This window comes from Moraxella sp. CTOTU47616 (genome assembly GCF_032017465.1).
In the GTDB taxonomy this organism is placed as follows: Bacteria; Pseudomonadota; Gammaproteobacteria; order Pseudomonadales; family Moraxellaceae; genus Faucicola; species Faucicola tetraodonis.
On record NZ_DALZPU010000003.1, the window covers coordinates 235,232 to 258,175 of the forward strand.

Below are 22,944 nucleotides of genomic sequence, written 5' to 3' on the forward strand. Positions count from 1 at the left end.
TTCAACAGGTTATTCCACAAATCTAACGATTGAGCGGCGACAAAATGTTATAATCGACTTATTAACAGATACCTATGACAATTTGAATCAGGACAAGCCTTTCGATGAGTATCAGCACCAGTAACGCACCTACCAGTCACAAACCCCACGACCCAACCAATTTTCAACTTACACCCCCTGCCAGCTTTCCGTTCAAAGCCATACAAGCGACCAATAAAGCGCGTTTAGCTGACCTGTTAAAACAGCGGATTTTGTTCCTTGACGGGGCGATGGGGACAGAAATCCAAAACTATAAACTCATCGAGGCAGACTACCGTGGTGAGCGATTTGCCAATTTTGGACGTGACGTCAAAGGCAACAATGACTTATTGGTACTGACCCAGCCGCATATCATCCGTGATATTCACCGCTCGTATCTTGAGGCAGGCGCAGATATCATTGAAACCAACAGTTTTAATGGCACGCAAATTTCGATGGCAGACTACGGCATGGAAAATCTCGTTTATGAGATTAACAAATCCGCCGCCGCCCTCGCCCGTCAAGTGTGTGATGAAGTCACTGCGATAAACCCAGAAAAACCTCGGTTTGTGGCAGGCGTGATTGGTCCCACCTCTCGCACTTGCTCGATTTCACCCGATGTCAATGACCCCGCCTTTCGTAACGTCACCTTCGATGAACTGGTTGATAACTATACCGAGGCGACTTACGCTTTGATTGAAGGCGGTGCCGATATCATCTTGATAGAAACCGTGTTCGATACCCTAAACGCCAAAGCAGCGATTTTTGCGGTGACGGGCGTGTTTGAGGCCATTGGGTTTGAATTGCCGATTATGATTTCGGGCACCATTACCGATGCGTCGGGACGTACGCTGTCGGGGCAAACTGCCGAGGCGTTTTATAACTCAATCCGCCACGCCAAGCCGATTTCGATTGGGTTTAACTGTGCGCTGGGCGCAGATGCATTAAAGCCGCATATCAAAACCTTGTCGGATGTGTGCGAAACTTTCGTGTCCGCTCACCCCAATGCAGGCTTGCCCAACGAGTTTGGCGAATATGACGAAACCCCTGAGCAAACTGCCACCATGGTTGCCGACTATGCCAAATCTGGCTTGGTCAATATCGTGGGCGGCTGCTGCGGTACTACCCCCAAACATATCGCCAAAATTGTCGAGATGACGTCACCCTTTGCCCCACGCCAACTGCCAGACTACAAGCCAGCTTGCCGATTGTCGGGACTCGAAGCCTTCAACATCACCCGTGATAGCCTGTTTGTCAATGTCGGTGAACGTACCAATGTCACAGGCTCAAAGAAGTTTTTGCGTCTCATCAAAAACGAAGAATACACCGAAGCGCTGGAAGTGGCTCGTGACCAAGTCGAAGGCGGCGCCCAAATCGTTGATATCAACATGGATGAAGCCATGCTAGATAGCAAGGCGGCGATGATTCACTTTGTTAATTTGGTTGCCAGTGAGCCAGATATCAGCCGTGTACCGCTGATGATTGACTCGTCAAAATGGGACATCATCGAAGCCGGTCTTAAATGCACACAAGGCAAATCTGTGGTCAATTCGATCTCGTTAAAAGAAGGCAAGACAGAGTTTGTGCAAAAAGCCAAGCTATGTCAGCGTTATGGGGCGGCAATTATCGTCATGGCGTTTGATGAAGATGGACAGGCGGACAGCTTTGAGCGTAAAATCCAAATCTGCAAACGCTCATACGATATTTTGGTTGATGAAGTCGGTTTTCCGAGTGAAGACATCATCTTTGACCCCAATATTTTTGCCGTCGCCACGGGGATTGAAGAGCATAACAATTACGGCTTAGACTTTATTAATGCCACCCGATGGATTACCGACAATTTGCCCAACGCCATGGTCTCAGGCGGTGTGTCGAATGTGTCGTTCTCATTTCGTGGCAATCCCATTCGAGAAGCCATTCACGCCGTGTTCTTGTACCATGCTATCAAAAACGGCATGACCATGGGGATTGTCAACCCCGCCATGCTAGAGTTGTATGACGATATCAACCCAGACGTTAGAAACGCCATTGAAGACGTGATTTTGAACCGTAACCAAGGCGAGTCAGGTCAAGACGCTACCGACCACTTGATGCAAGTGGCAGAAAACTATTTAAGCGGTAAGAAAAAAGACAGCACCGTCGATTTATCATGGCGTGAATTGCCCGTCGAAAAACGCATTGAGCACGCGCTAGTCAAAGGGATAACCACCTATATCAACGAAGACACCGAAGAAGCGAGGCTAAAATTCCCGCGTCCCTTAGACGTTATCGAAGGACCTTTGATGGACGGTATGAATGTGGTCGGTGACTTGTTTGGGGCAGGCAAAATGTTCCTACCGCAAGTGGTAAAATCCGCCCGTGTGATGAAGCAAGCGGTGGCATGGCTTAATCCGTATATCGAAAAAGAAAAAATTGCAGGCGAAACCAAAGGCAAAGTGCTCATGGCAACGGTGAAAGGCGACGTGCATGACATCGGCAAAAACATCGTCGGCGTGGTGCTCGGCTGTAATGGCTATGACATCATCGACTTAGGCGTGATGGTGCCTTGTGAAAAAATCCTACAAGTCGCCAAAGATGAAAACGTCGATATCATCGGCTTGTCAGGCTTGATTACCCCAAGCCTTGATGAAATGGTATATGTCGCCAAACAAATGCAGGAGCAAGGCTTTAATCTACCCCTACTGATTGGCGGTGCGACGACGTCAAAAGCCCATACCGCGGTAAAAATCGAGCCCAACTATCAAAACGATGCGGTTGTCTATGTTGCCGATGCCAGCCGCGCAGTGGGCGTAGCGACGACTTTACTATCCAAAGAAAAACGCGTCGATTTTATCAATGAGCTGCGTCAAGAGTATGGCGAAGTCCGTGAACGTCTTGCCAATCGCCAACCCAAAGCGGCAAAGCTGTCGTATGCGGAATCGATTGAACAAGGTTTCCAATACGACTGGGCAAACTACACGCCGCCTAAGCCCAACCAATTAGGACAAGTCATTTTGGACGATTATCCGTTACAAAATTTATTGCCTTATATCGACTGGACGCCTTTCTTTATCTCTTGGGGATTGGTCGGCAAATATCCCAAAATCTTTGATGATAGCATCGTCGGGGAAGAAGCCAAAGACTTATTTGCCAATGCCCAAGCCATGATTGATAAATTAATCAAGGAAAAATTGGTCACAGCTAAAGCGGTGTTTAAACTAAGCCCTGCCCAACGCCCAAGCTCAGACACGGTGCAGGTACTCGATGAGCAAGGCAATGTCACGCATACCTTTGAGCATTTACGCCAGCAGTCTGATAAAGCCAGTGGTAAACCTAATTACAGCCTAGCGGATTTTATCAGTCCTGAAAAAACCGATTATCTCGGTGGTTTTACCGTGTCATTGTTTGGCGCAGAAGCACTTGCCAATGACTATAAAGCCAAAGGCGATGATTATAGTGCCATCATGGTACAGGCGCTTTGCGACCGCTTTGCTGAGGCATTTGCCGAGCATTTGCATGAGTTGATTCGTAAACAGTATTGGGGCTACCAAGCCGCCGAGCACTTGACCAATGAAGAGCTGATTAAAGAAAAATATGTGGGTATTCGCCCTGCGCCGGGTTATCCTGCCTGCCCTGACCACACCGAAAAAGGCAAGCTGTTTGACTGGCTGGACACCACCAACGCCATTGGGACGTATTTGACGGAAAGCTATGCCATGTACCCTGCGTCTAGTGTGAGTGGATTTTACTACTCGCACCCAGAGAGTGATTATTTTAATGTCGGTAAAATCAGTCAAGACCAGCTTGAAGATTATGCTAGACGTAAGGGTTGGGATAAAGCTACCGCAGAAAAGTGGCTAAATCCGAACTTATAACATCATACGACACAAATTTTCGTGTAGTTACTACTAAGTGTATACAAATAAAGCCTAATTATCTATATTATAAAATTTAGGCTTTTCACATTTAAATTATAGATTTTAAAAAAATTTAGAGAAAGTAGGTATCAAAGTGGAATCAATAATATATCAGAATGAATGTTCTTATTATTTTACGAATATAGGCAATGACCCTTTATTAGATCCTTTGAATCTTAAATTAGCTAGTTTTGCACAAAAATCTAAAAAGTTAATATATTTTCTTAATAGTCCTTTAGTAGAAGAGGATACCGAAGATTGTCCTAAGACTGGATTAGGTTTAATCCTTATGCCTGACCATAAACTAATTTTTGTAAAATCTCCGCACACAGATGATGAATATTTTGAAGAATTTGTTGATAATTTTATTGATGATATTGGGTATTTGACGAAGAAGTATAAGCATCTTGAGTTAATAGGTAGAGCAAAAAAATGGAAAGAGGACTTAGTTGAAAGTATTATTTTAACTGATGAATTAGATCTATCTGAACTATTCGATACTAAATTATTAGTAAATTATGAGGCTAAAAGAAATACTAATCTTTTGATATCTTTAGTTATTGGCAGTATTAATGATATTAGTATGGTTTCGATTAATGAACCCCTTGATATTCTAGAAGCCATAAAGAAAAAAATAGTTTTATTTGATGGAGATCAAACGAGATTTATTCATAAAAAAATAGATAAATCTCTAGTGAGAATCCAAGGATTATCGGGAACAGGCAAGACTGAATTACTACTTCATAAACTTAAAGAAATTTATTCTGATGAAAGAAAAGAAAAACCAAAGATTCTATTTACTTGTCATAATAAAATTCTTGCAGAAAGCTTACGAGACAGAATCCCTAAATTTTTTGATTTCATGAGAGTTGAACAACAGATTTTATGGAATGAGAGATTATGGTGCGTGAATGCATGGGGTTCGAGAAGTGATAAAAATTCTGGTGCATTAAGATATATTTCTGATTTTTATGATATACCTTTTGAAACCTATTCAAGAAACACAACTTTTGATGAAGTGTGTAAAAGAGCAATAAAGGAAATTAAAGAAAAGAACAGTTTATTAAAAGCTTTTGATTATATAATAATTGATGAAAGTCAAGATTTCCCTGAAAGTTTTTTTCAATTATGTCAGATGGTTAGTGCAAGAAAAATTTTCGTTGCGGGCGATATCTTTCAAAGTATTTTTGATGACCCAGAAAAAGATTTTGTAGAAGCTGATTTCTTATTAAATAAATGTTATAGAACAGACCCAAAAACTCTGATGTTTAGCCATGCTCTTGGAATGAATTTATTTGAACAAGATAGACAATTAAGGTGGTTAGAAAAATCCCAATGGGAGCAGTGTGGATACCATGTAAATGATTTAGGGGATGAATATAAATTGTATAGAGAACCTGTCAGAAGATTTGAAGATATAGAAGATAATCAATTAGGAGTTAAAATTATAGATCCTAGCGATAATGGAATTTTTGATGGTAAAAATGTGATAAAGATTATTAATAATCTTATTGATAAATATCCTACATTTTCTCCTGAAGACTTAGCAATTATTATTGTCACAGATAAGACTAATAGTGCTAATTTATATAATATTGCTAAATTTTTAGAGAGAATCATTCCCGAAAATTTTTCAGGTTGGAAATGCAATATTGGTTATGAGTCAAAGCAAAAGATACCAAATCAAGTATTTATAACTAATACTAATAATATCAAAGGATTAGAATTTCCATTTGTAATATGTATAGCTAATGAGATTTCTAACAGTTACTTTTTGAGAAATAGTCTCTATATGTCTTTAACTCGTTCTTTCCTAGAATCCTATTTAATAACGTTTGATTCAAATGAGAATAGGATTGTTGATTTAAAAGCTGGTTTAGAATATATAAATAAAAATAATGAGATACTATGTCCTATTCCCTCTAAAGAACATCAACAAAGAATAAAAATGCATTTAGAGAATAACTTCAAAGAAATGTCTAACGATGAATTTATACAGGAACTAATTAATACATCTGATCTTAAACCTGAAACTTTAACATCTATTGCAACTCTTTTAAAAAGTAAGGTCAGCGATAATCCTGGAATAACTAAAGATGAAATAAGAGATGTTTACAATAGTTTTGCTAAAACACTTAAAACATGAAAATTATAATTAATGTTAGTGAAAATTATTATGAACAACTTTTAAGCTTCACTATAAGAAGTAGTATTGATAATGTGAATTTAATATTAAATTTTATTGATTATATTCTTAATTACCATTGTCACGATGATTTGAACAATTCGAGTATACATAAGATTGCAATTATAAAAAATGAGGGGTTCAGAATAATATTTCAAGAACCTAATAAAATTTTCTCTATCTGCCTACCTTTCAAAATTACATTATTAGAGAATGGGTTTGAGGTATCTGATAAAAAAATTGGTAAGATTAGCAACCAAGAACTTTCTTTACTAAAACGTATTTTTAATAGCCAAAATATTTGTAACTTAACTGATCCTTTAGAGGTATATTCAAATATTGAAGAGATATTTGAAGACTATCCAGATTTAACATGGAGTACAGAAGATATTTGGAACAAATTTATTAACTTAATGACTTATGATTTCGGGTATATTAGATTTGATGAAGATGCGAAAAATGCTAATGGAAAAATCCATCCATTATTTCATTTTGATTTATCTTATTGTAATCATGCTACCTATAAATTTGGACTAAATAAAAATTTATCTTTGGATAAGTTTACAGATATATTTAACCCTAATACTGATCAGCTATATATTAATTTATAAGTCTTGTCTGAAAGAAAAAATTTCACTGCTCAATCGCATAATCAATAGTGACAACGAGCCGCACCAATTTATCCACACCATCTTTATCATACGTCCCACCATAATCTGAGTCATCGCTGTCAGGGTTATGCGCATCCAAAATATTAAATGACCCTTGCGACGCTGAGCGCATCACCCCGACTTTGGCATGACCGGTTTTGGCAAATTCTTCGGCGCGTTTGTTGGCATCATCGGTGGCTTTGGCAATCAAATCATGCTTGATTTTCTCAAGGTCATTGAGCAGATATTGTGGCTTTTCAAACGTCACTGATTCATGGCTGATACGATAATTTTGCACTTGAGCGAGCATATTGGTGATTTTATTGAGTTCTTGACTGCTAATTGACAGCGTTTGCGTAGCTTTATAGCCATTTTGGCGGGTGCGGGTTTGTCCCTGCTCATCCACATAGTCCTCATTATACGGCTCAACGCTGATAGGCGTGACATTTTGACTAGATATGCTAAAGCCTTTGCTTGCCACAAATTGCTGCAGCGCTTTATTTATATCCTATAGAGTATAGCAAACAAATATTGAATATTAATGTTTTTTTAGCGCGATGGTTTTTGCCAAATTGTCTAATTGCCGTATGGGTTGTTTGTTATCCGTAGGCTGCTGATAGCGGATTTGTCGATATAGCGCGGCAAGTGCTTTAAGGGCTGCCTTATCGGTGACTTTTGGCTCAAGTCGAGTAAGCCAAGCCAGCACCCCTTCACTATCCTGCCTTGCGAGCGTTTTGTCTTTTTTTGCCAAGCGATTGGATAACTGCACCATAATCCAATCATGTCTATCCCACACCCGGCGGCGACGCCACCACAGCCACAATCCCAATAGCGCAAGGACGCTCACAAGGGTGACAAACATCACCATCACTTGCTGATAGACAGATTGGATATTGAGCCATTTAAACAGCGATGACCGCTGGCGGTCTTGGTCATAGCCGACCACATCGCGTTGCCAATAGTAGCTAGCTTGGTCAAACAAGCGGCGCGCTTGCTGCAGCATTTGAAACTGCTGATAGCTAATTTGCCCTGCCACGCCCTCACCAAACATTTTTGCCCCAGCCGTTTGGGTCACCGTTTGCATCCCTTGCTCGACCCGATTGGGAGCGACAAAGCCCGTAGGATCTACACGCACCCAGCCGCGCCCTTGCACCCAAATCTCGCTCCATGCATGGGCATCCATTTGCCGCACTTCCCAGCTTTTACCATCACGCCCTAACTGCCCACCTTGATACCCGGCTACCACCCGAGCAGGTACACCTGCCGCTCGCATGAGGTAAGTAAAAGTTGACGCATAATGCTCACAAAACCCTGCACGGGTAGCAAATAAAAAATCATCGATGCGATTACTACCCAAGGTAGGGGGTGATAAGGTGTAGCGAAACTGCTGGCTACGCATCCACTGGGCGATGGCGTTGGTATAGGCAATCGGGTCATCGCCTGCTTGGTGATAGAGTCGCTGGGCAAATTGGCGACTTTGCGGATTACCGCCTGCTGGCAATGCTAAATTGACCTGACGCTGCTGGGTGGATAAGGCTAAATTGATAGGTGCATCATCTAACCAATGCACTTGATAAGTGAAACGCTGATTGACAGTATCCCAATACCGCAGGGTAAAATCCGACGTCAGCCCAATGCCTTTTTGGTTGATTATCGGATAATCAAGCCCAAACAACCAATTTTGTCCCGTCTGCTCCAAAATCACCCGATAGTCAGGGATAACGGCTAAGGTAAAGCGTTTACTCAGCTTCAACGTCGGCAACAACCAATCAGCAATCGGCTGATCGGGCGTCCAAAGCGAGGTGTTAGGATTGGCTCGCCAAGTGGTACCATCAAAATCAGAAAATACCAAACCGCGCCAATATAAATTTTGTTGGCTTGGCTGATTGCCTAAAAATTCTACCCGAAACGCCAATTCAGTCGATTGGCTGAGGTTGGCAAAATCGCCCGGTGACATACTATCTGACATGCCCGTCTTTGCTTGCGCGCCGCTCAAATGCACCGACCATAATGGCGGCAATCGGGGGAAAAATAAAAACAGAATAATGGTCAAAGGAATGGCTTGACCGACCAATAAGCCAAGCGTGCGGTAGCGTCCCGTACCATCATCATTTTGCGCAATCATGGCAAACAGCACGACCATCGTGCCAATCGCTACTTGTAGCGTTGTCATCAAATCTTGGTTGATTAAAAACAGCCCAGCAAGCACAAATAGCGATAAACTGAGCACCACATAGCCATCACGCCTGGTATGCAATTCTAGTAGCTTACTGACGGCACACAATAGCAAAAACGCGATACCGACATCCAATCCAAAGGCAGTACGATAGGTCAAATACAGCCCCACCAAGCTTGCAATGAATCCTGTGTACTGTATCAACTGTAATGAGCGCGGACGATACAAAGCATTGGGCAACCAACGTCGCAGGGGCTGCAATTGAAAGAGGATAATAAAAAAGGCATACACCGATAGCCAAATGGGTAAGTTTTTGACGTGAAAAGCCACAATCAACAGTTGAGACAGCAATAGCCACTGATACGCTGAGATTTGGTTTAGGCGCGCAGACAAGGTTAAGCTGGCGCGATTTGGGCTAGGGCGATTCATGGCGTTTTTGCCAATCTTAGCAAACATTGCTGACGAAATGCTTGTCCTTCACCTATTGCGCCTTCACCATCCGGCAGTCGCAATTGAAAAGCGATTTGGCTCTGGGTCAAACTATCCACCCCGTAGCGCAGCTGGCTGAGTTTTTCCTCATGCGTCACCGCAGGCATCTGATAGTAATCCAGCAATTGCTGCTGCCCCACACTCTCCACAAAACGTTTTGACATAAGTCCTTGCCCGCGCGCGACATGCGCCCACGAAATACGCGCCAATGATTCCCCTGGGACATAGTTATCCAGCTGGTCAAAATCTTCCTGCCCTGCTTGGGTGTGTAAGGCAGCAGTTTGCTCGTCATCAGATGGCACAAACTGACTGGCTTTCATCTCATAGCTCAGTGGTGCAGGATATATCCACGCGTGTCCTTCAAAAAACACATACGACCAAGCTTGCAAAATCCCTAAGGGATATAGGGTACTCACTGTGAGCCTCGGTAACACAAATTTGCCGCGTTTGTCGGCTGCTAACCATAAGCTGACCTGTTGCGGCGCTTGTATTTGACTGACCAATAGCCAATCATTTGGTGCGGACTGTGCATTGGGTTTGCGGTGTATCGGCTGTTTAAAATCAAAGGCGTTGTTGGTAAAACTTAACCGAACTTGCCGATGCGGCTGACTTGACTCACTACTAATTTGCAGTCGCACTTGCACTTTGCCACCCACTTGCGTGTCACTGATATCCACCAGTTTGATTTGTAACCCTGCCAAGTGCGCAAAGGTATAATGGATAGTCACCACGAGTAGACTACCTAACAAAAAGCACAAACCCAACACCAAATTATTGGCATAATTAATCCCTGCGACAAAGAGAATGATGAGTAAAAAAGCGTACAGCAATCCTTCTTTACTCAAAAAAATATATACGTTGCGCAGATTGAGGGTGATGTCGCGGCTGACCGGCGCCCGACGCTTAAACCATGTTTGCAAGTAGTTTTCAAGTCGCTGGCGAATGGCAAACATGATAGGCGCGGGCTCTTAATTGGGATAATTTATAATTGGGATAATTTAATCGGATGATAAAAATACAGCAATAAGAAAGTTGTTAACGCTAAAACACGTTATACCTCATGGTTTACACCAGTACCGGTACTTGGCGTAATAACTGGGTGGCAATCGATTGCGGCGGCTCACCGCCCAAATGATTAAATGGGATAAAAGCTTGCCCCAAGCGGTGATCAACGACGGCAGCAAATACTGCTTGGATATCTTCTGGCGTCACTTCATGGTAGCCACCCAAATAAGCGAAGGCCTGTGCCGCTTGCTTGAGCGCCAACACACCACGGGTAGATAGGCCATGATAGTCTCGGCTTTCACGCGTTTTTGCTACCAATCGCTGCAAGTAGTCAATCACAACATCTGCGATATATACCTCTTTGGCTTGCGCTTGTGCCTGCTGCAATGACTGGGTATCTAACATCGGGGTAATTTGGCTCAGCATTTGACGTCTATCTTTACCCAGTAGCAACTCTCGCTCTGCATTAACCGAGGGATAACCCAGCGATAAACACATCAAAAACCGATCCAGCTGTGACTCAGGCAAAATAAACACACCCGATTGCTGCGTCGGGTTTTGGGTGGCAATCACAAAAAAAGGTTCAGGGAGTTTTCGCGTTACCCCATCTTGCGACACTTGCCGCTCTTCCATCGCCTCTAACAGCGCAGATTGGGTTTTTGGGCTTGAGCGATTAATTTCATCGGCAAGTAACAGCTGGCAAAATATCGGCCCTGTCTTAAATTCAAATGTGCCAGTATCGGTTTTATACAGCGAAATTCCTAAAATATCGGCAGGTAGCATATCGCTGGTAAATTGCACGCGATTAAACGATAACCCCAGATGGTTGGCAATTGCGTGCGCCAGCGTGGTTTTACCCATTCCTGGTAAATCTTGAAGCAGTAAATGACCATTGGCCAACAAGCAAGCGACCGCCAGCTTCACCACGGCAGGTTTATCCAACACGATCTCATTAATACTCACCAACATGGCTTGCAATCGTTGTTGTAACGGCTGATTGTCTAAGTTACCCATCACAGTGTGGTCTATCCTTTAAAGGTTTAAATGTTGTTTATCAATCATGTTAACTAAAAATATCGCTTAAAGGCATAGCCACAAAGCGATTTAACGAAGCGTCGAAATATAGGCAATAATGTCTTGGCGGACTTTGGCATCAGCAATCGGGTCAGAACGCATACGCGTTCCTGCGATAGTTTGTTTTGGATCGGCGATATATTTATCCAAATTTTCCGCTGTCCACGTCATATTGCTGTTTTTTAGTGCGTCTGTATATTGATAATCGGTTAATAAGGCGGATTTTGCCCCATAAATACGCAGTAATTGCGGGCCTTTCTCGTTATTTCCTGGCTGCAGCTTGTGGCATTTGAGGCAGACTTCTTCGTATTGCTTTTTACCGTTATCGGCGTCCCCTTGGCTATAAACGGGCAAGGTAACTGCTGGGCGCTCGGCGGGTGGCTGATGTTGACAACCTGTCGCAATGACGATACAAAGACCCCATCCTAGCATAGCCAATGGTTTGGTTTTATGAATGATTGTTTGCTGCATGTTGGCTAACTCGTTTTTATCTTATAAATTCAGCGCTTGGATTTAGCTGGTTTCATTCTCGATGTGCATGGTGTCACTGGCTTTTTGCAAATAGGCCCCTTGCAAATAACGCGCACCGACTGTCCACGCCGCTGACATGGCGGCAGGGTCTTCAATAAAGGGCATCAAACAACTGGAGCCGCGTTCAGTGATTTCGCGCACCACCGTTGCCACGGTATTGACATTGTCATTGTTGCTCAAATCTTTGATATAGCTGCGATCGAGTCGTACCAGTTGTGGTTTGACAAATTCCAATACTTCCATGGCGTTGACCGCCGAGCCAAAATTATAGATACCTAGGTGACAACCCATTTGGTTAAGCGCATTACTTTGTTTGGCTGCCACTGCCAGATAATCAATTACCATGGTTTCATTAAACTGTAACGTCAATACCCCGCGCTCGCTGGTACCTAATGCTTGCATCAATCGACTCATAAAGCTTGGTAAGGTGGCATCGGCTAGTGATATCGGGCTTAAATGCACTAATAATCGGGCACTGGCATCGACCTCATGACGGTAACGTTTTAAATCTTTACAGGCTTGAATTAACACCCAACGGTCGATTTTATCCATTAACTGATGCCGGGTCGCCACTTCTAAAAATTTATCAGGTGCCATTAAGCTACCATCTGCGAGCGGCAGGCGTAAAAACACCTCAAACATGTTACTGACATCGTTTTCAACGTCATAAATCGGCTGATATAATAATTTAAATTTGCTGTGTTCTAGCGCATCACGTAACGATTCGTACAGCGCACTGTCATCACTGCTGGCAAAACTACTTGGGTCATATAGATAGAATAAATCTTTATCGTCGTTGCTGTCTTTATTGGCTTTGGTTGCCATGCCGACGGCTTGGATGACACGGTTAATAATAGTATTGGTATCAGGTGCACTGGCGTTGACTAAGGTTGCACCAATGGTTACTGTGGTCTTAACCGTACGATGACCAATTTCAATAATGGTGCTATTGATATCGGCAACCAATTTTTGTCCTAACGCTGTCAAATCCTGTTGTCGCATATTAGGGATAATTAGCATAAACATGCTATCATTAAAACGGCTCAAATAGCCATTTTTCACCCGCTCTACCCCAACAATCTCAGTGAGATGTTGCTCAAGAATATTGGCAACGGCAACCACCACCCCATCAATCCCTTCAATCCCCACACTGGCATGAATTTTACCAATATTATCGACGCGTAACGCCATCAAACCCACAGATAGGTTTTTTTCAACAATCACGTCACGCAGTCGGTTAAACAGTCTTTCAAAACCATGACGATTAAATAGCCCTGTGATTGAGTCAATGCGTTCCATTACCTCAAGTTTTTTGGCAAGCTCAGCGCTATTGGCTTGTTCGTTGGGCTGGATAATGACTTGTAGACACGGCTGACTATCATAGGTAGCAGCCGCTAACTGCAGCTTAGCCGCGAAGGTGGTATTATCTTTTCTCACACTTTCAAATTTAAATTCGACGTTTTTACGGTTGCCTTTTTCAAAGTCTTTTAAAAACGTTTTAAAATCTTGGATATTGTTGCGCGCAATCAAGTCAACAACGGGTATCCCCATCAATTCATCGAGCGTTTTAAACCCAAACATTTCAAGATAGGGCTCATTGGCATAAATATGTAAACCATCTTCAATATAAGCCACTGCACTCTTGGAGTTTTTGATAAGAATATTGGCACGCTGTTCGGCATCGCTCAATACCATTTTTAGGCGCTCAAGCTCGCGGACGAGTTTATGATGCTCGTGTTCACGGCAGATACGAATGGCCATGCGCAGTAACTTATTTTTGCGCAAAGCATCCGCTGCACCCCAATAGGTATATAAAGGTAATAACTTATGGGTTTTATCAGGGCCGCTAACAAGCTGGGTCTGGGCTTGCTCATTGGCAGTTAATGCCTCTGGGTAATCAGTCGCGTCATCAGGCAACAAAGCGATGACGGGGATGTGAGCATCGTGGGCTTTTAAAATCTCTTTGACGTCTTTAAACGATAAATCATACGCATTCCCCATCAAAATAATGTCCCAAGACTGGCGCAATAACTTTATCAGCTCGTCTTTGGCATCCAAAAATCCTAAATTAACCTGTCTATAATAATGTTTTTCTAGTAATCCAACCAAATGTTCGGCATACAGCTGGTTATCATCAATGATTAACAGGTTGAGTTGTTTTTGTTTTTGCATCGATTCACTATCCCATTAAACGCTTGGTTTATAGAGCACTAAGCGAGCTATTATAAGCGAATTTTTTGATAAATTATTTATAATATTAGATTCAATTTCTTATTATATGATTAATCAATCAAAACGGCTATAAAGCGATGAAAATCTTTTATTTTTAATGGGTTAGATTTATTTTGGCAACTTTTGTTGCCATTTTTTAGCGATTAAAACTGAATTCTCACAAAAGCGTATTCCTCGACATCATCAGTCATATTAAGTAGCTCAGTTAAACGCACGTTAATTTCTTTGTTATCAATACGTATCACTAGCTTGTCTGCCACTTGGTAGCCAAAGCGCGCCATCAGTAAACGGGGCTGGCTAGCAGCGTTGTTTGGGGCGGTTGGAATTATAAATGCCGCAACAAAATGTGGCTGACGGCTACCGGCATTTTGAAAGCGCACGCCACAGGGAATCGCATTTTGACAATGCACGTGCACTTGTGCCTCAATTTCCAAGTAGGTCTTGTTGGTTGGTTGCCCAGCGGGCGTATCGATAAAACCCTGACGGTTGTCTTTAATATAGCCGAGCTGCCAAGTTTTTGAACCATTAACCTTTCGCATCGCAATTAAGGAATTGACTTGCAATTGACTCAGCGGGTGATAGTTATCGCCACGGCTGATGCTCGGATATTGGTCAACGAGCTGATTGTGGTAGCTAAACACATACGACAGACACATAGATTGGGGATTTTCTCTGTTCAGCGCGACAACGGTATATTTTTTAAGATACTCAGTATTTTGAGTTTTGGGTTTTAACCGCTCAGGCAGCTCATTGGCCTGAATAAGATTGCCCAAACTGGTTTTATTGGCAAGCATGTAGTGGATATTATTAAAGCCGAGCACGACTTCACATTTTGCATGGCTATGATAATACTCTGCCGCTGGTTTTAACCCATCTTGCAGATTATTCAATATCAATTTGGCCTGACGCGCGCTATTTTTTATCTCAGCATCAGTGCTGATTTGACCTTGGGTAATGGTTTGATGCAAGCGTTTAAATAACCGACTAAACATCACAAACAGGCAATTACTGGTTGCTGCAAAAGGATTGAATAAATCATCGACTGCCAGCAGTTTGGGCGGCTGTTTACCTTCTAAATCAATATACAGGTAAGGTTTTTCAACCAAATCTTTACTGATAATGAGCTCTTGCATCAACTGGGTACTTACTTTTTGAATGGCTAAAATATCGGCACGCCGACAAGCATACGGATTGGTGACCGCCACCATCAAGCAGTGAAAATAAATAGCCTCAATCGATAGCGGTGCGCCCTGTTTGCTATATTCATTGGCAGAATGCAGTTTGACTGGCAGGGTGATAGATTGCCAGTCATTGGTAACCGCAAATCGATAGCAGGCATTCAGATATTGCCAAATCACCTGTGTATCTTTACGATAGCCGATGTGTTTTTCAAACAGCGATTGGCGCAGTAATAGCATGATACTATATAGGCAGCGCTGAATGACTTGGGTGGGGGTAAGGGATTGAGGTTTTTGGCGAAATAAGCCAGTGATGCCTTTTTTATCAGCCACTTCAGGGCGAGCCGCCGCACGCTGCCAGATGACATGATAAAACATGATGCTTAGATAATGCACCGATAATACGGTATCTAAGCCTTGCTGTTTTTCTTCATCCAAAATCCCTGGCTGGGTTTGGTAATTCACCCGTAATTTGCCGAGTAATACGCTGACTGCTTTATGAACCTCCTCAAACAAGGCAAAGCGTTTAACGTCGTCAATATCGGCAAACATCAACTGGTTGATCACGAATTTATATTCGTCATACATCTCACACGCCGACATACGATTAAAGTGCATCTGCCAATCGGTCGTATCCTGCAATGAACTCTGCGTCACTTTAAGTTCAATAGGACTGGTCGGTGTATCGTTTATGCGCTGTAAGAAATCGTCTAGTGTGAGATCCGTAACCATTTTTTTGCACCCAAATGCACAACATTTTTCGACTTATTTAACAACAATAAATAACATAAAAACCAAATTTTATCTAGATATTTTAAGATAATTGTACTATTTAACAGATAAACTGTTATTTAGTTGTTGTTTTTCAACAAATTTTAGTGGTCATACAAATCAATGGGTGTCTTAAATGGCTTATTAGGTAATTCTCGTACTAACTTTGGCACCAAGTAGCCAGCACATTTGGCGAGTAATTCCCAGTACAGAGAGACTGCTTGCTCATCTGAAATATAAAAATGGCTCGCCCCGGCAACTTTATCAAGCACATGCAAATAATAAGGTAAGACGCCCGCTTGCCATAATTTTTCGTTCAAGCTTGCAAGCGTATTCGCATCGTCATTAATCGACTTGAGTAGCACAGTTTGGTTAAGTAACGTAACACCCGCTTTTTTTGCCTTACCCAGAAATATTTGTGTTTCTTGGTCAATTTCATTGGGGTGATTGGCATGAATGACCATAACGATGTGACAGCGGCTGTTGGCAAATCGCGCAAGTAACGGCTCATCTAAGCGCTCAGGAATCATCACAGGTACACGGGTATGGATACGAATGGTCTGCACTTGGGGTAGTGCTTCAAGGGTGGTGAAAATCTCCAATAAACGACGGTTGCTCAGTGATAATGGGTCGCCGCCGCTTAAAATCACTTCATTGACCGCGGGGTGCGCTGTGATGTAGGCACTAATGGCTTGCCAATCGTTTTGGGTTGGTAGATTTTCGTGGTAGTCAAAGTGCTGGCGAAAACAATAGCGGCAATTGACCACGCAAGCCCCGGTGACAGGAATCAGCACCCGTGATGCATATTTATGGATGATGCCTTTGACGGGATTGGCGTGTTGTTCATCGAGTGGGTCGGTGACAAAGCCGGTGACTTGTACCGTTTCTTGAAACGTCGGCAACACTTGCTTAAGCAGAGGGTCATTAATATCGCCTTTCACCATTTTTTGCACAAAGCGACGTGGCACTTTTAGGGGAAATTGACCGACCTGACTGTCAAAACTATCTATCGGCAAATCTAACGCTTGCGCCAATTCAGCAAAGCTCGTGATGGTATCAGAAAACGCATTTTGCCAGTTTTTTTGTGTCGCCAAATAGTTTATCATATACTGTTTATCCAATTGTCAATGCCGCTTGCTGATAACGCCTGTCGCTGATAGGGTTACCCCGTAGGCAGCGCGTTTTTAGCAAATTGGCTATTATACAAAGATTTGATTTACCTCGGTTATTTTTTAGTCGCAACACCTTATTAGGAAATTTTATGGCAACTTACTCAACCAATGAATTTAAAGCTGGCTTAAAAGTCATGCATGAAGGCAATCCATTTGCAATTTTAGAAAATGAATATGTTAAACCAGGTAAAGGTCAAGCATTCAACCGCGTCAAAATGCGTAACCTAAAAACGGGTAAAGTATTAGAAAACACCTTTAAATCTGGCGATAGTCTTGAAGGCGCTGACGTTGTTGATACTGAAATGAACTACCTATACAACGATGGTGAATTCTGGCACTTTATGCACCCAGAAAGCTTTGAGCAGCTACAAGCCGACAAAAACGCGATGGGCGATGCGGCGAAATGGTTAAAAGAAAATAGCAACGAAGAATGTACCATTACCCTATTCAATGGCGTGCCTTTAAGCGTTGCTGCGCCAAACTTTGTTGAGTTAGTGATTACCGAAACTGACCCAGGTCTAAAAGGCGATACATCAGGTGGCGGCGGTAAACCTGCAACTCTTGAAACAGGCGCGGTAGTACGTGTACCATTATTTGTCCAACAAGGCGAAAAAATCAAAGTCGATACCCGCACTGGTGAATATCTATCACGTGTGCAATAATTTTTGAATACATCAAAAAACCCGCTATATTGGCGGGTTTTTTATTTCTAAAACGCTTATTTATAAGCGGTGATTAGCTGTTGTTCCCTATGGTTTGCTACAGATGTATTTAGTGGCTCACAATCCACTTCACTTTTAGTCACAGCGGTATTTTATTTTCAACCAGTTCATTTTTACCAGCATTTTCATAGACTTTACCTTTATATAAGACCGCATAGTCCTTACTGTCACTATTTGTGGTATTGCATTCAACCACTTGCCATTCATTATTCAAACCTACATTGTATTTTTTAATGCTTGCGGTGATTACACCATATTGATTAGCCAAATAACTATCTAAATATGTGTAATTGGTAACATTGGCTTCTTCAAAGCCATAGGTCAATCTGTCTTGAGATAATTGTTCATATATAAAATTACAAGCCATGATTGCAAATCTTTTCAAACTCCTTTTTATAACTTTGCTTTTTGTAATAAAACCTTCATGTATCATCAATACAATGAAATTAAGTAAAAATTTAACAATTCGTCAGACGCAAATAAGTTTAAAATCAACTTTAGAAAAATTCATAAAAATATATTAATAAAATCATCTAAACTATTTGCACATTTGGTTTGGCTAACACAATTCTAGCAGGTACGCATTTGGATAAAAAAGTTGCTCTCATTCTGTTTTTCTTAGTCAGTCTAGCGATTGTTGGGGCATTGCTAGCTACCACTTCATTATTTAGTAAAAAGCAACAAGCTGACCAAGTTGCGCAAGCCGAACAAGATAAAGCTGCCGCTATCCAAACAGTGTCTGGACTCATTGGTTCTGAAAAAGAAACCTTTTTTAATGACCCCGATGTCAAAAAAATCTTAGAAAACAAATATCGACTACACGTCGATATCCAAACTGCGGGTTCGCGCAGTATCGCCACCCAAGGCGGTCAAAAAGGCAATGCAAGTCAATACGACTTTGTATTTCCCTCTGGACAACCTGCTGCCGACAAAATCAAAAAAGACTTTAAAATCCAAAATAGCTATCGAGTATTCTTTACCCCTATGGCTGTCGCAAGCTGGCAGCCTGTAGTAAAAGTACTGGAGCAAAATGCGATCGTCAGAAAAGTTGATAATCATTACAACATCATCGACATGGCCAAATTGCTGACATTGATGAATCAGCAGACTCGTTGGCAAGATTTACCCAACAATACTAGTTTCAAAGTTGGGCGAAAGGTACTTATCAAGTCAACCGATATCAAATCATCCAACTCTGCCGCCATGTATCTGAGTTTGGCAAGCTATATCGCTAACAATAAATCCACCGTCACCAACGATGCTGAAATTACCCAAATACTACCTCAAGTCGCACCGCTATTTATTGGGCAAGGCTACATGGCAGGCTCATCAGCTACTCCATTTGAAGATTATTTGCTCAAAGGCATGGGAGATTCACCAATGGTAATGATTTATGAAGCGCAGTTTTTATCGCAAGTTGAAACGGGTGGAATTCGTCCCGACATGGTACTGCTCTACCCTGAGCCAACCATTTATGCACAACATATTTTATTATCGCTAAATAGCAACGGTAGCAAATTAGGCAATGCTTTAACTACCGACCCAGAACTGCAAAAAATCGCCATCAAATATGGTTTTCGTAGCAACGACCCAAAAATGTTAAACAAATTTCAAAACTCTATCAACCAGCATAAAATTACCTATGTACCAACACATTTAGACGAAGTGATCGATCCACCGACCTTTGAAGTGCTAGAAAAAATGATTACTCAAATCGAACAACAGATGAAGTAATCAAAAACAGCGTTCAACTTAGCGTTAGATCGGTCAGCTAAAATATAAAAGCAATAATAAAAAAATAAAGGATAGTATATGCAAGAATTAACCCCACCAGAAACCACCACACCCGTCATTACTCTAGAACCGCCAAAGCCAGTCGCAGTCGTACCACAAGACGAAGCCGACCAAATGGTAAAACTCGACCAAACCAAAGTTCCAGAGCTTGATGCAAAGGTCAATGACTTTGTCATGAATGTGCTTCAAACTCCTGTCAACACGCCAGTATTTGATGAAAAAGTTAATTCTATTCACCAATTAGGTAGTGCCGAAATTCGAGCCTCAGCACAAATTTCCAATCGAATGCTAGATCGTCCCGCCAAAAGCATGGACAAAGCCTTATTTGACAACTCCCCGATTGCCAAATCCTTGACTGAGCTACGCAGCGTGGTCGAAGACCTAGATCCAGCCCGACAAGGTTCGCTGTCAAGTCCACGCAAATTTTTGGGCATTATCCCAATGGGCAAATCCGTACAAGATTATTTTCGCAAATACCAATCTTCGCAGACCCATATCAATGCCATCATCGAAAGCCTATATCACGGCAAAGACGAACTGATGAAAGACAATGCCAGCATTGAGCAAGAAAAGGTCAATATGTGGGCAATCATGCAGTCGCTCCGTCAATATATTTATGTCGGTCAAAAAATTGACGAACGCCTTGAGCACAAAATCGGTGAGCTTGAAGCCACCGACCCTGAAAAAGCACGCGTGGTCAAAGAAGAATTGCTGTTTTATGTCCGCCAAAAAAATATGGATTTTTTGACCCAACTGGCGGTGAATATCCAAGGGTATTTGGCGCTTGATATGATTCGCAAAAACAACTTAGAGCTTATCAAAGGTGTTGACCGTGCCACGACGACAACGGTTGCTGCGCTGCGTACTGCGGTGATGGTGTCACAAGCGCTGAGTAGTCAAAAACTGGTACTTGACCAAATCAATGCGTTAAATTCGACCACAAGTAGTTTGATTGAATCAACCTCAGTGCTATTAAAACGCCAAACCGCACAGGTACACGAGCAAGCCAGTAGTAGCTCAGTAGATATGGAAAAACTGCAAAAAGCCTTTAACAATATCTATGAAACTATGGACGCGATTGACGACTTCAAAGTCAAAGCATTGGGTAATATGCAACAAACAGTCAACGTACTAACCCAAGAAGTCGATAAAGCCCAAACTTATCTTGACCGCGCCAATCGCCAAACGGTGATTGATGTTGCAAACAACTTGCAAATTGACGATAAAAAATTGGGTGAGGTTAAAATCTAGCCAATCAATATGACTGGCAAAAACAGGGATGTTTGTGATTTCACCTTATCTCAAAAATGCCCCTTTTTATCACAAAAGGATATTTGATGACTTACTACTATAATAAACCATCAAAGTATTTCAACACTTATCTAGCACTTGGTGTTGGCTTCGCTGCGATCATTAGCCTTTCTGCTTGTAGCAAATCTGGTAACAGCACCGCAAAAGATGAGGCACCTGCAACTGTCAACATTACCAGTGAACAAGCCATCAATAACCCTGATTCGCTATATATCTTGGCAGGTTCAGAACTCAAAGATATTGAGCCTTTTTTGGATGATATCAAAGCCAAAACTGGCATATCTATCAAACTTGACTATACTGGCACAATTGATGGTGCCGAAGCCATCGCACAAGGTAAAAAAGCCGATGGGGCTTGGTTTTCACATGGTAAATATCTCAGCCTTATCAATGGCAAACAAATCATCACCCAAACTCCGATTATGCTGTCGCCCGTGATTATGGGTGTCAAACAAAGCAAAGCCCAGCAGTTAGATTTGGTTAGTGCTGATGGCAAGACCGCCAAAACAGATATCACTTGGCAAACTATTGCGCAGAAAGCCAACAATGGTGAACTTAAATATGCTATGACCAACCCCGCATCTAGCAATTCGGGTTTTACTGCACTCATGGGTGTGGTTTCTGCTTTTGCTGGGACATCCGATGCGCCAACTGAAGCTGATATTGCCAAAGCACAACCTAAGCTAAAGCAATTTTTTAAAGGTCAAACCTTGACTGCTGGTAGTTCTGGCTGGCTTGCGGATGCCTTCGTCAAAAATTTGGATACTACCAACAACCTGGACGGCATGATCAATTACGAATCCGTATTGATGCAATTGAACAAAAGCAGCAAGCTCAAAGAGCCTTTAGTTTTGCTATATCCTAAAGAGGGAATCATCACCGCTGACTATCCGCTTATGTTATTAAATACCAGCAAACAAGCCGCGTATGACAAAGTTGTTTCGTATCTTAAAACAGCAGAATTTCAAACCAAATTAATGCAACAAACCTTTCGCCGTCCAGTCAATAGTAGCGTCAAACTTGATTCAAGTTTTAATCAAGCGATGATGGTTGAGTTACCTTTCCCAAATGCCAAGACGGTAATTAACAGCATTCTTGGCTCATATATGAATGAGTTACGCTTGCCCGCTCGTCCGATTTTTATCATTGATACTTCAGGCTCGATGTCTGGGAATGGCATGGAGCAGCTAAAAAAAGCATTGATGACATTAACCGATGGCGATGGTACTACAATGGGCGATTTTGCCAAATTCTCTGAACGTGAGCAAGTCACTTTTATTCCATTTAATAGTACACCAGAGGCAGAAAAGCAATATACCATCGGTAAAGATGCCAAAGCCCGTGAACCAGTACGCCAATTTGTGAAAGACCTTACTGCAGGTGGTGGTACAGCGATTTATAGTTCACTACACAAAGGCTATCAAGAAATTGTCGCGCGACAATCCAATGCTGCCATTGCCCAACCGTACTACGATACTATTGTCCTTATGACCGATGGCCAAAATACCAACGGTGAAAATTTTGAAGCATTTGAAAAGTTTTACAACACACTACCTGCCAATGCCAAGAATGTCAAAACTTTTACTGTGCTATTTGGCGATGCCGATCCGACCGAAATGCAAAAAATTGCCGATTTGACGGCTGGTAAAGTATTCGATGGACGAAAAGAGAATTTAGCCAATGTATTCAAGCAAATCCGTGGTTATCAATAAAACTTAGACAAAATCACAAGGAAAACGA

At 42.1% G+C, this 22,944-nt stretch carries 16 protein-coding genes; 7 read left to right on the forward strand and 9 right to left on the reverse strand.

All coding sequences use genetic code 11. The annotated features are described in order from the left end of the window. Window positions 1–104 precede the first annotated feature (104 nt). The 3 genes from metH (at window position 105) to RTS10_RS05290 (ending at window position 6,710) form a co-directional block, all read left to right on the forward strand. Window positions 105–3,872: a methionine synthase gene (gene metH / locus RTS10_RS05280; RefSeq protein WP_312539514.1), complete on the forward strand. Its 3,768-nt coding sequence runs from the start codon at window positions 105–107 to the stop codon at window positions 3,870–3,872. A gap of 136 nt (window positions 3,873–4,008) precedes the next feature. After that, entirely contained in the window at window positions 4,009–6,060 is a 2,052-nt protein-coding gene (locus tag RTS10_RS05285) for an STM2767 family DEAD/DEAH box helicase (protein ID WP_312539515.1), read from the forward strand. After that, the gene (locus RTS10_RS05290; RefSeq protein WP_312539516.1) at window positions 6,057–6,710 is read left to right on the forward strand and encodes an STM2766 family helicase-associated protein; all 654 of its coding nucleotides are present in this window, start codon (window positions 6,057–6,059) and stop codon (window positions 6,708–6,710) included. Before RTS10_RS05285 ends, RTS10_RS05290 begins: the two co-directional genes overlap by 4 nt. A gap of 22 nt (window positions 6,711–6,732) precedes the next feature. On the opposite strand, the gene RTS10_RS05295 is transcribed toward RTS10_RS05290, so the two are convergent. From RTS10_RS05295 to epmB, 8 genes are all read right to left on the reverse strand, one after another. Further along, complete coding sequence (locus RTS10_RS05295) at window positions 6,733–7,254, reverse strand: SIMPL domain-containing protein (RefSeq protein WP_312539564.1); 522 nt, start codon at window positions 7,252–7,254, stop codon at window positions 6,733–6,735. Window positions 7,255–7,287: 33 nt separating this feature from the next. Further along, entirely contained in the window at window positions 7,288–9,381 is a 2,094-nt protein-coding gene (locus tag RTS10_RS05300) for a transglutaminase TgpA family protein (RefSeq protein WP_312539517.1), read from the reverse strand. Further along, entirely contained in the window at window positions 9,351–10,367 is a 1,017-nt protein-coding gene (locus RTS10_RS05305; RefSeq protein WP_312539518.1) for a DUF58 domain-containing protein, read from the reverse strand. The genes RTS10_RS05300 and RTS10_RS05305 overlap by 31 nt, the downstream gene beginning before the upstream one ends. Before the next feature lie 112 nt (window positions 10,368–10,479). Beyond that, window positions 10,480–11,433, reverse strand: a complete 954-nt coding sequence (locus tag RTS10_RS05310) for an AAA family ATPase (protein ID WP_312539566.1) — start codon at window positions 11,431–11,433, stop codon at window positions 10,480–10,482. A 90-nt stretch (window positions 11,434–11,523) separates the two neighbouring features. Then, window positions 11,524–11,964 carry a c-type cytochrome gene (locus tag RTS10_RS05315; protein WP_312539519.1) on the reverse strand — a complete coding sequence of 147 codons (441 nt, stop codon included), beginning with the start codon at window positions 11,962–11,964 and terminating at the stop codon, window positions 11,524–11,526. Window positions 11,965–12,006: 42 nt separating this feature from the next. Continuing rightward, on the reverse strand, window positions 12,007–14,196 hold the full coding sequence (locus RTS10_RS05320) for a GGDEF/EAL domain-containing response regulator (RefSeq protein ID WP_312539520.1): 2,190 nt from the start codon (window positions 14,194–14,196) through the stop codon (window positions 12,007–12,009). A gap of 203 nt (window positions 14,197–14,399) precedes the next feature. After that, a complete protein-coding gene (locus RTS10_RS05325) occupies window positions 14,400–16,166 on the reverse strand; it encodes a hypothetical protein (protein WP_312539521.1) in 1,767 nt (588 codons plus the stop codon). 143 nt (window positions 16,167–16,309) lie between these two features. After that, window positions 16,310–17,311, reverse strand: coding sequence for an EF-P beta-lysylation protein EpmB (epmB, locus tag RTS10_RS05330; protein WP_312539522.1), 1,002 nt, complete (start codon window positions 17,309–17,311; stop codon window positions 16,310–16,312). 155 nt (window positions 17,312–17,466) lie between these two features. On the opposite strand from epmB, the gene efp reads away from it, so the two are divergent. Beyond that, a complete protein-coding gene (efp, locus tag RTS10_RS05335; protein ID WP_007117135.1) occupies window positions 17,467–18,039 on the forward strand; it encodes an elongation factor P in 573 nt (190 codons plus the stop codon). A 139-nt stretch (window positions 18,040–18,178) separates the two neighbouring features. Here the strand turns inward: efp and RTS10_RS05340 are convergent, their stop codons facing one another. Then, entirely contained in the window at window positions 18,179–18,466 is a 288-nt protein-coding gene (locus RTS10_RS05340; protein WP_312523381.1) for a hypothetical protein, read from the reverse strand. Between the two features lie 188 nt (window positions 18,467–18,654). On the opposite strand from RTS10_RS05340, the gene RTS10_RS05345 reads away from it, so the two are divergent. The 3 genes from RTS10_RS05345 (at window position 18,655) to RTS10_RS05355 (ending at window position 22,916) form a co-directional block, all read left to right on the forward strand. Continuing rightward, window positions 18,655–19,833 carry a hypothetical protein gene (locus tag RTS10_RS05345; RefSeq protein WP_312539523.1) on the forward strand — a complete coding sequence of 393 codons (1,179 nt, stop codon included), beginning with the start codon at window positions 18,655–18,657 and terminating at the stop codon, window positions 19,831–19,833. Window positions 19,834–19,911: 78 nt separating this feature from the next. After that, window positions 19,912–21,144 (forward strand): toxic anion resistance protein, encoded by a 1,233-nt coding sequence (locus RTS10_RS05350; protein WP_312539524.1) that lies wholly within the window; start codon window positions 19,912–19,914, stop codon window positions 21,142–21,144. 86 nt (window positions 21,145–21,230) lie between these two features. Then, on the forward strand, window positions 21,231–22,916 hold the full coding sequence (locus RTS10_RS05355) for a VWA domain-containing protein (RefSeq protein ID WP_203172349.1): 1,686 nt from the start codon (window positions 21,231–21,233) through the stop codon (window positions 22,914–22,916). Window positions 22,917–22,944 lie beyond the last annotated feature (28 nt).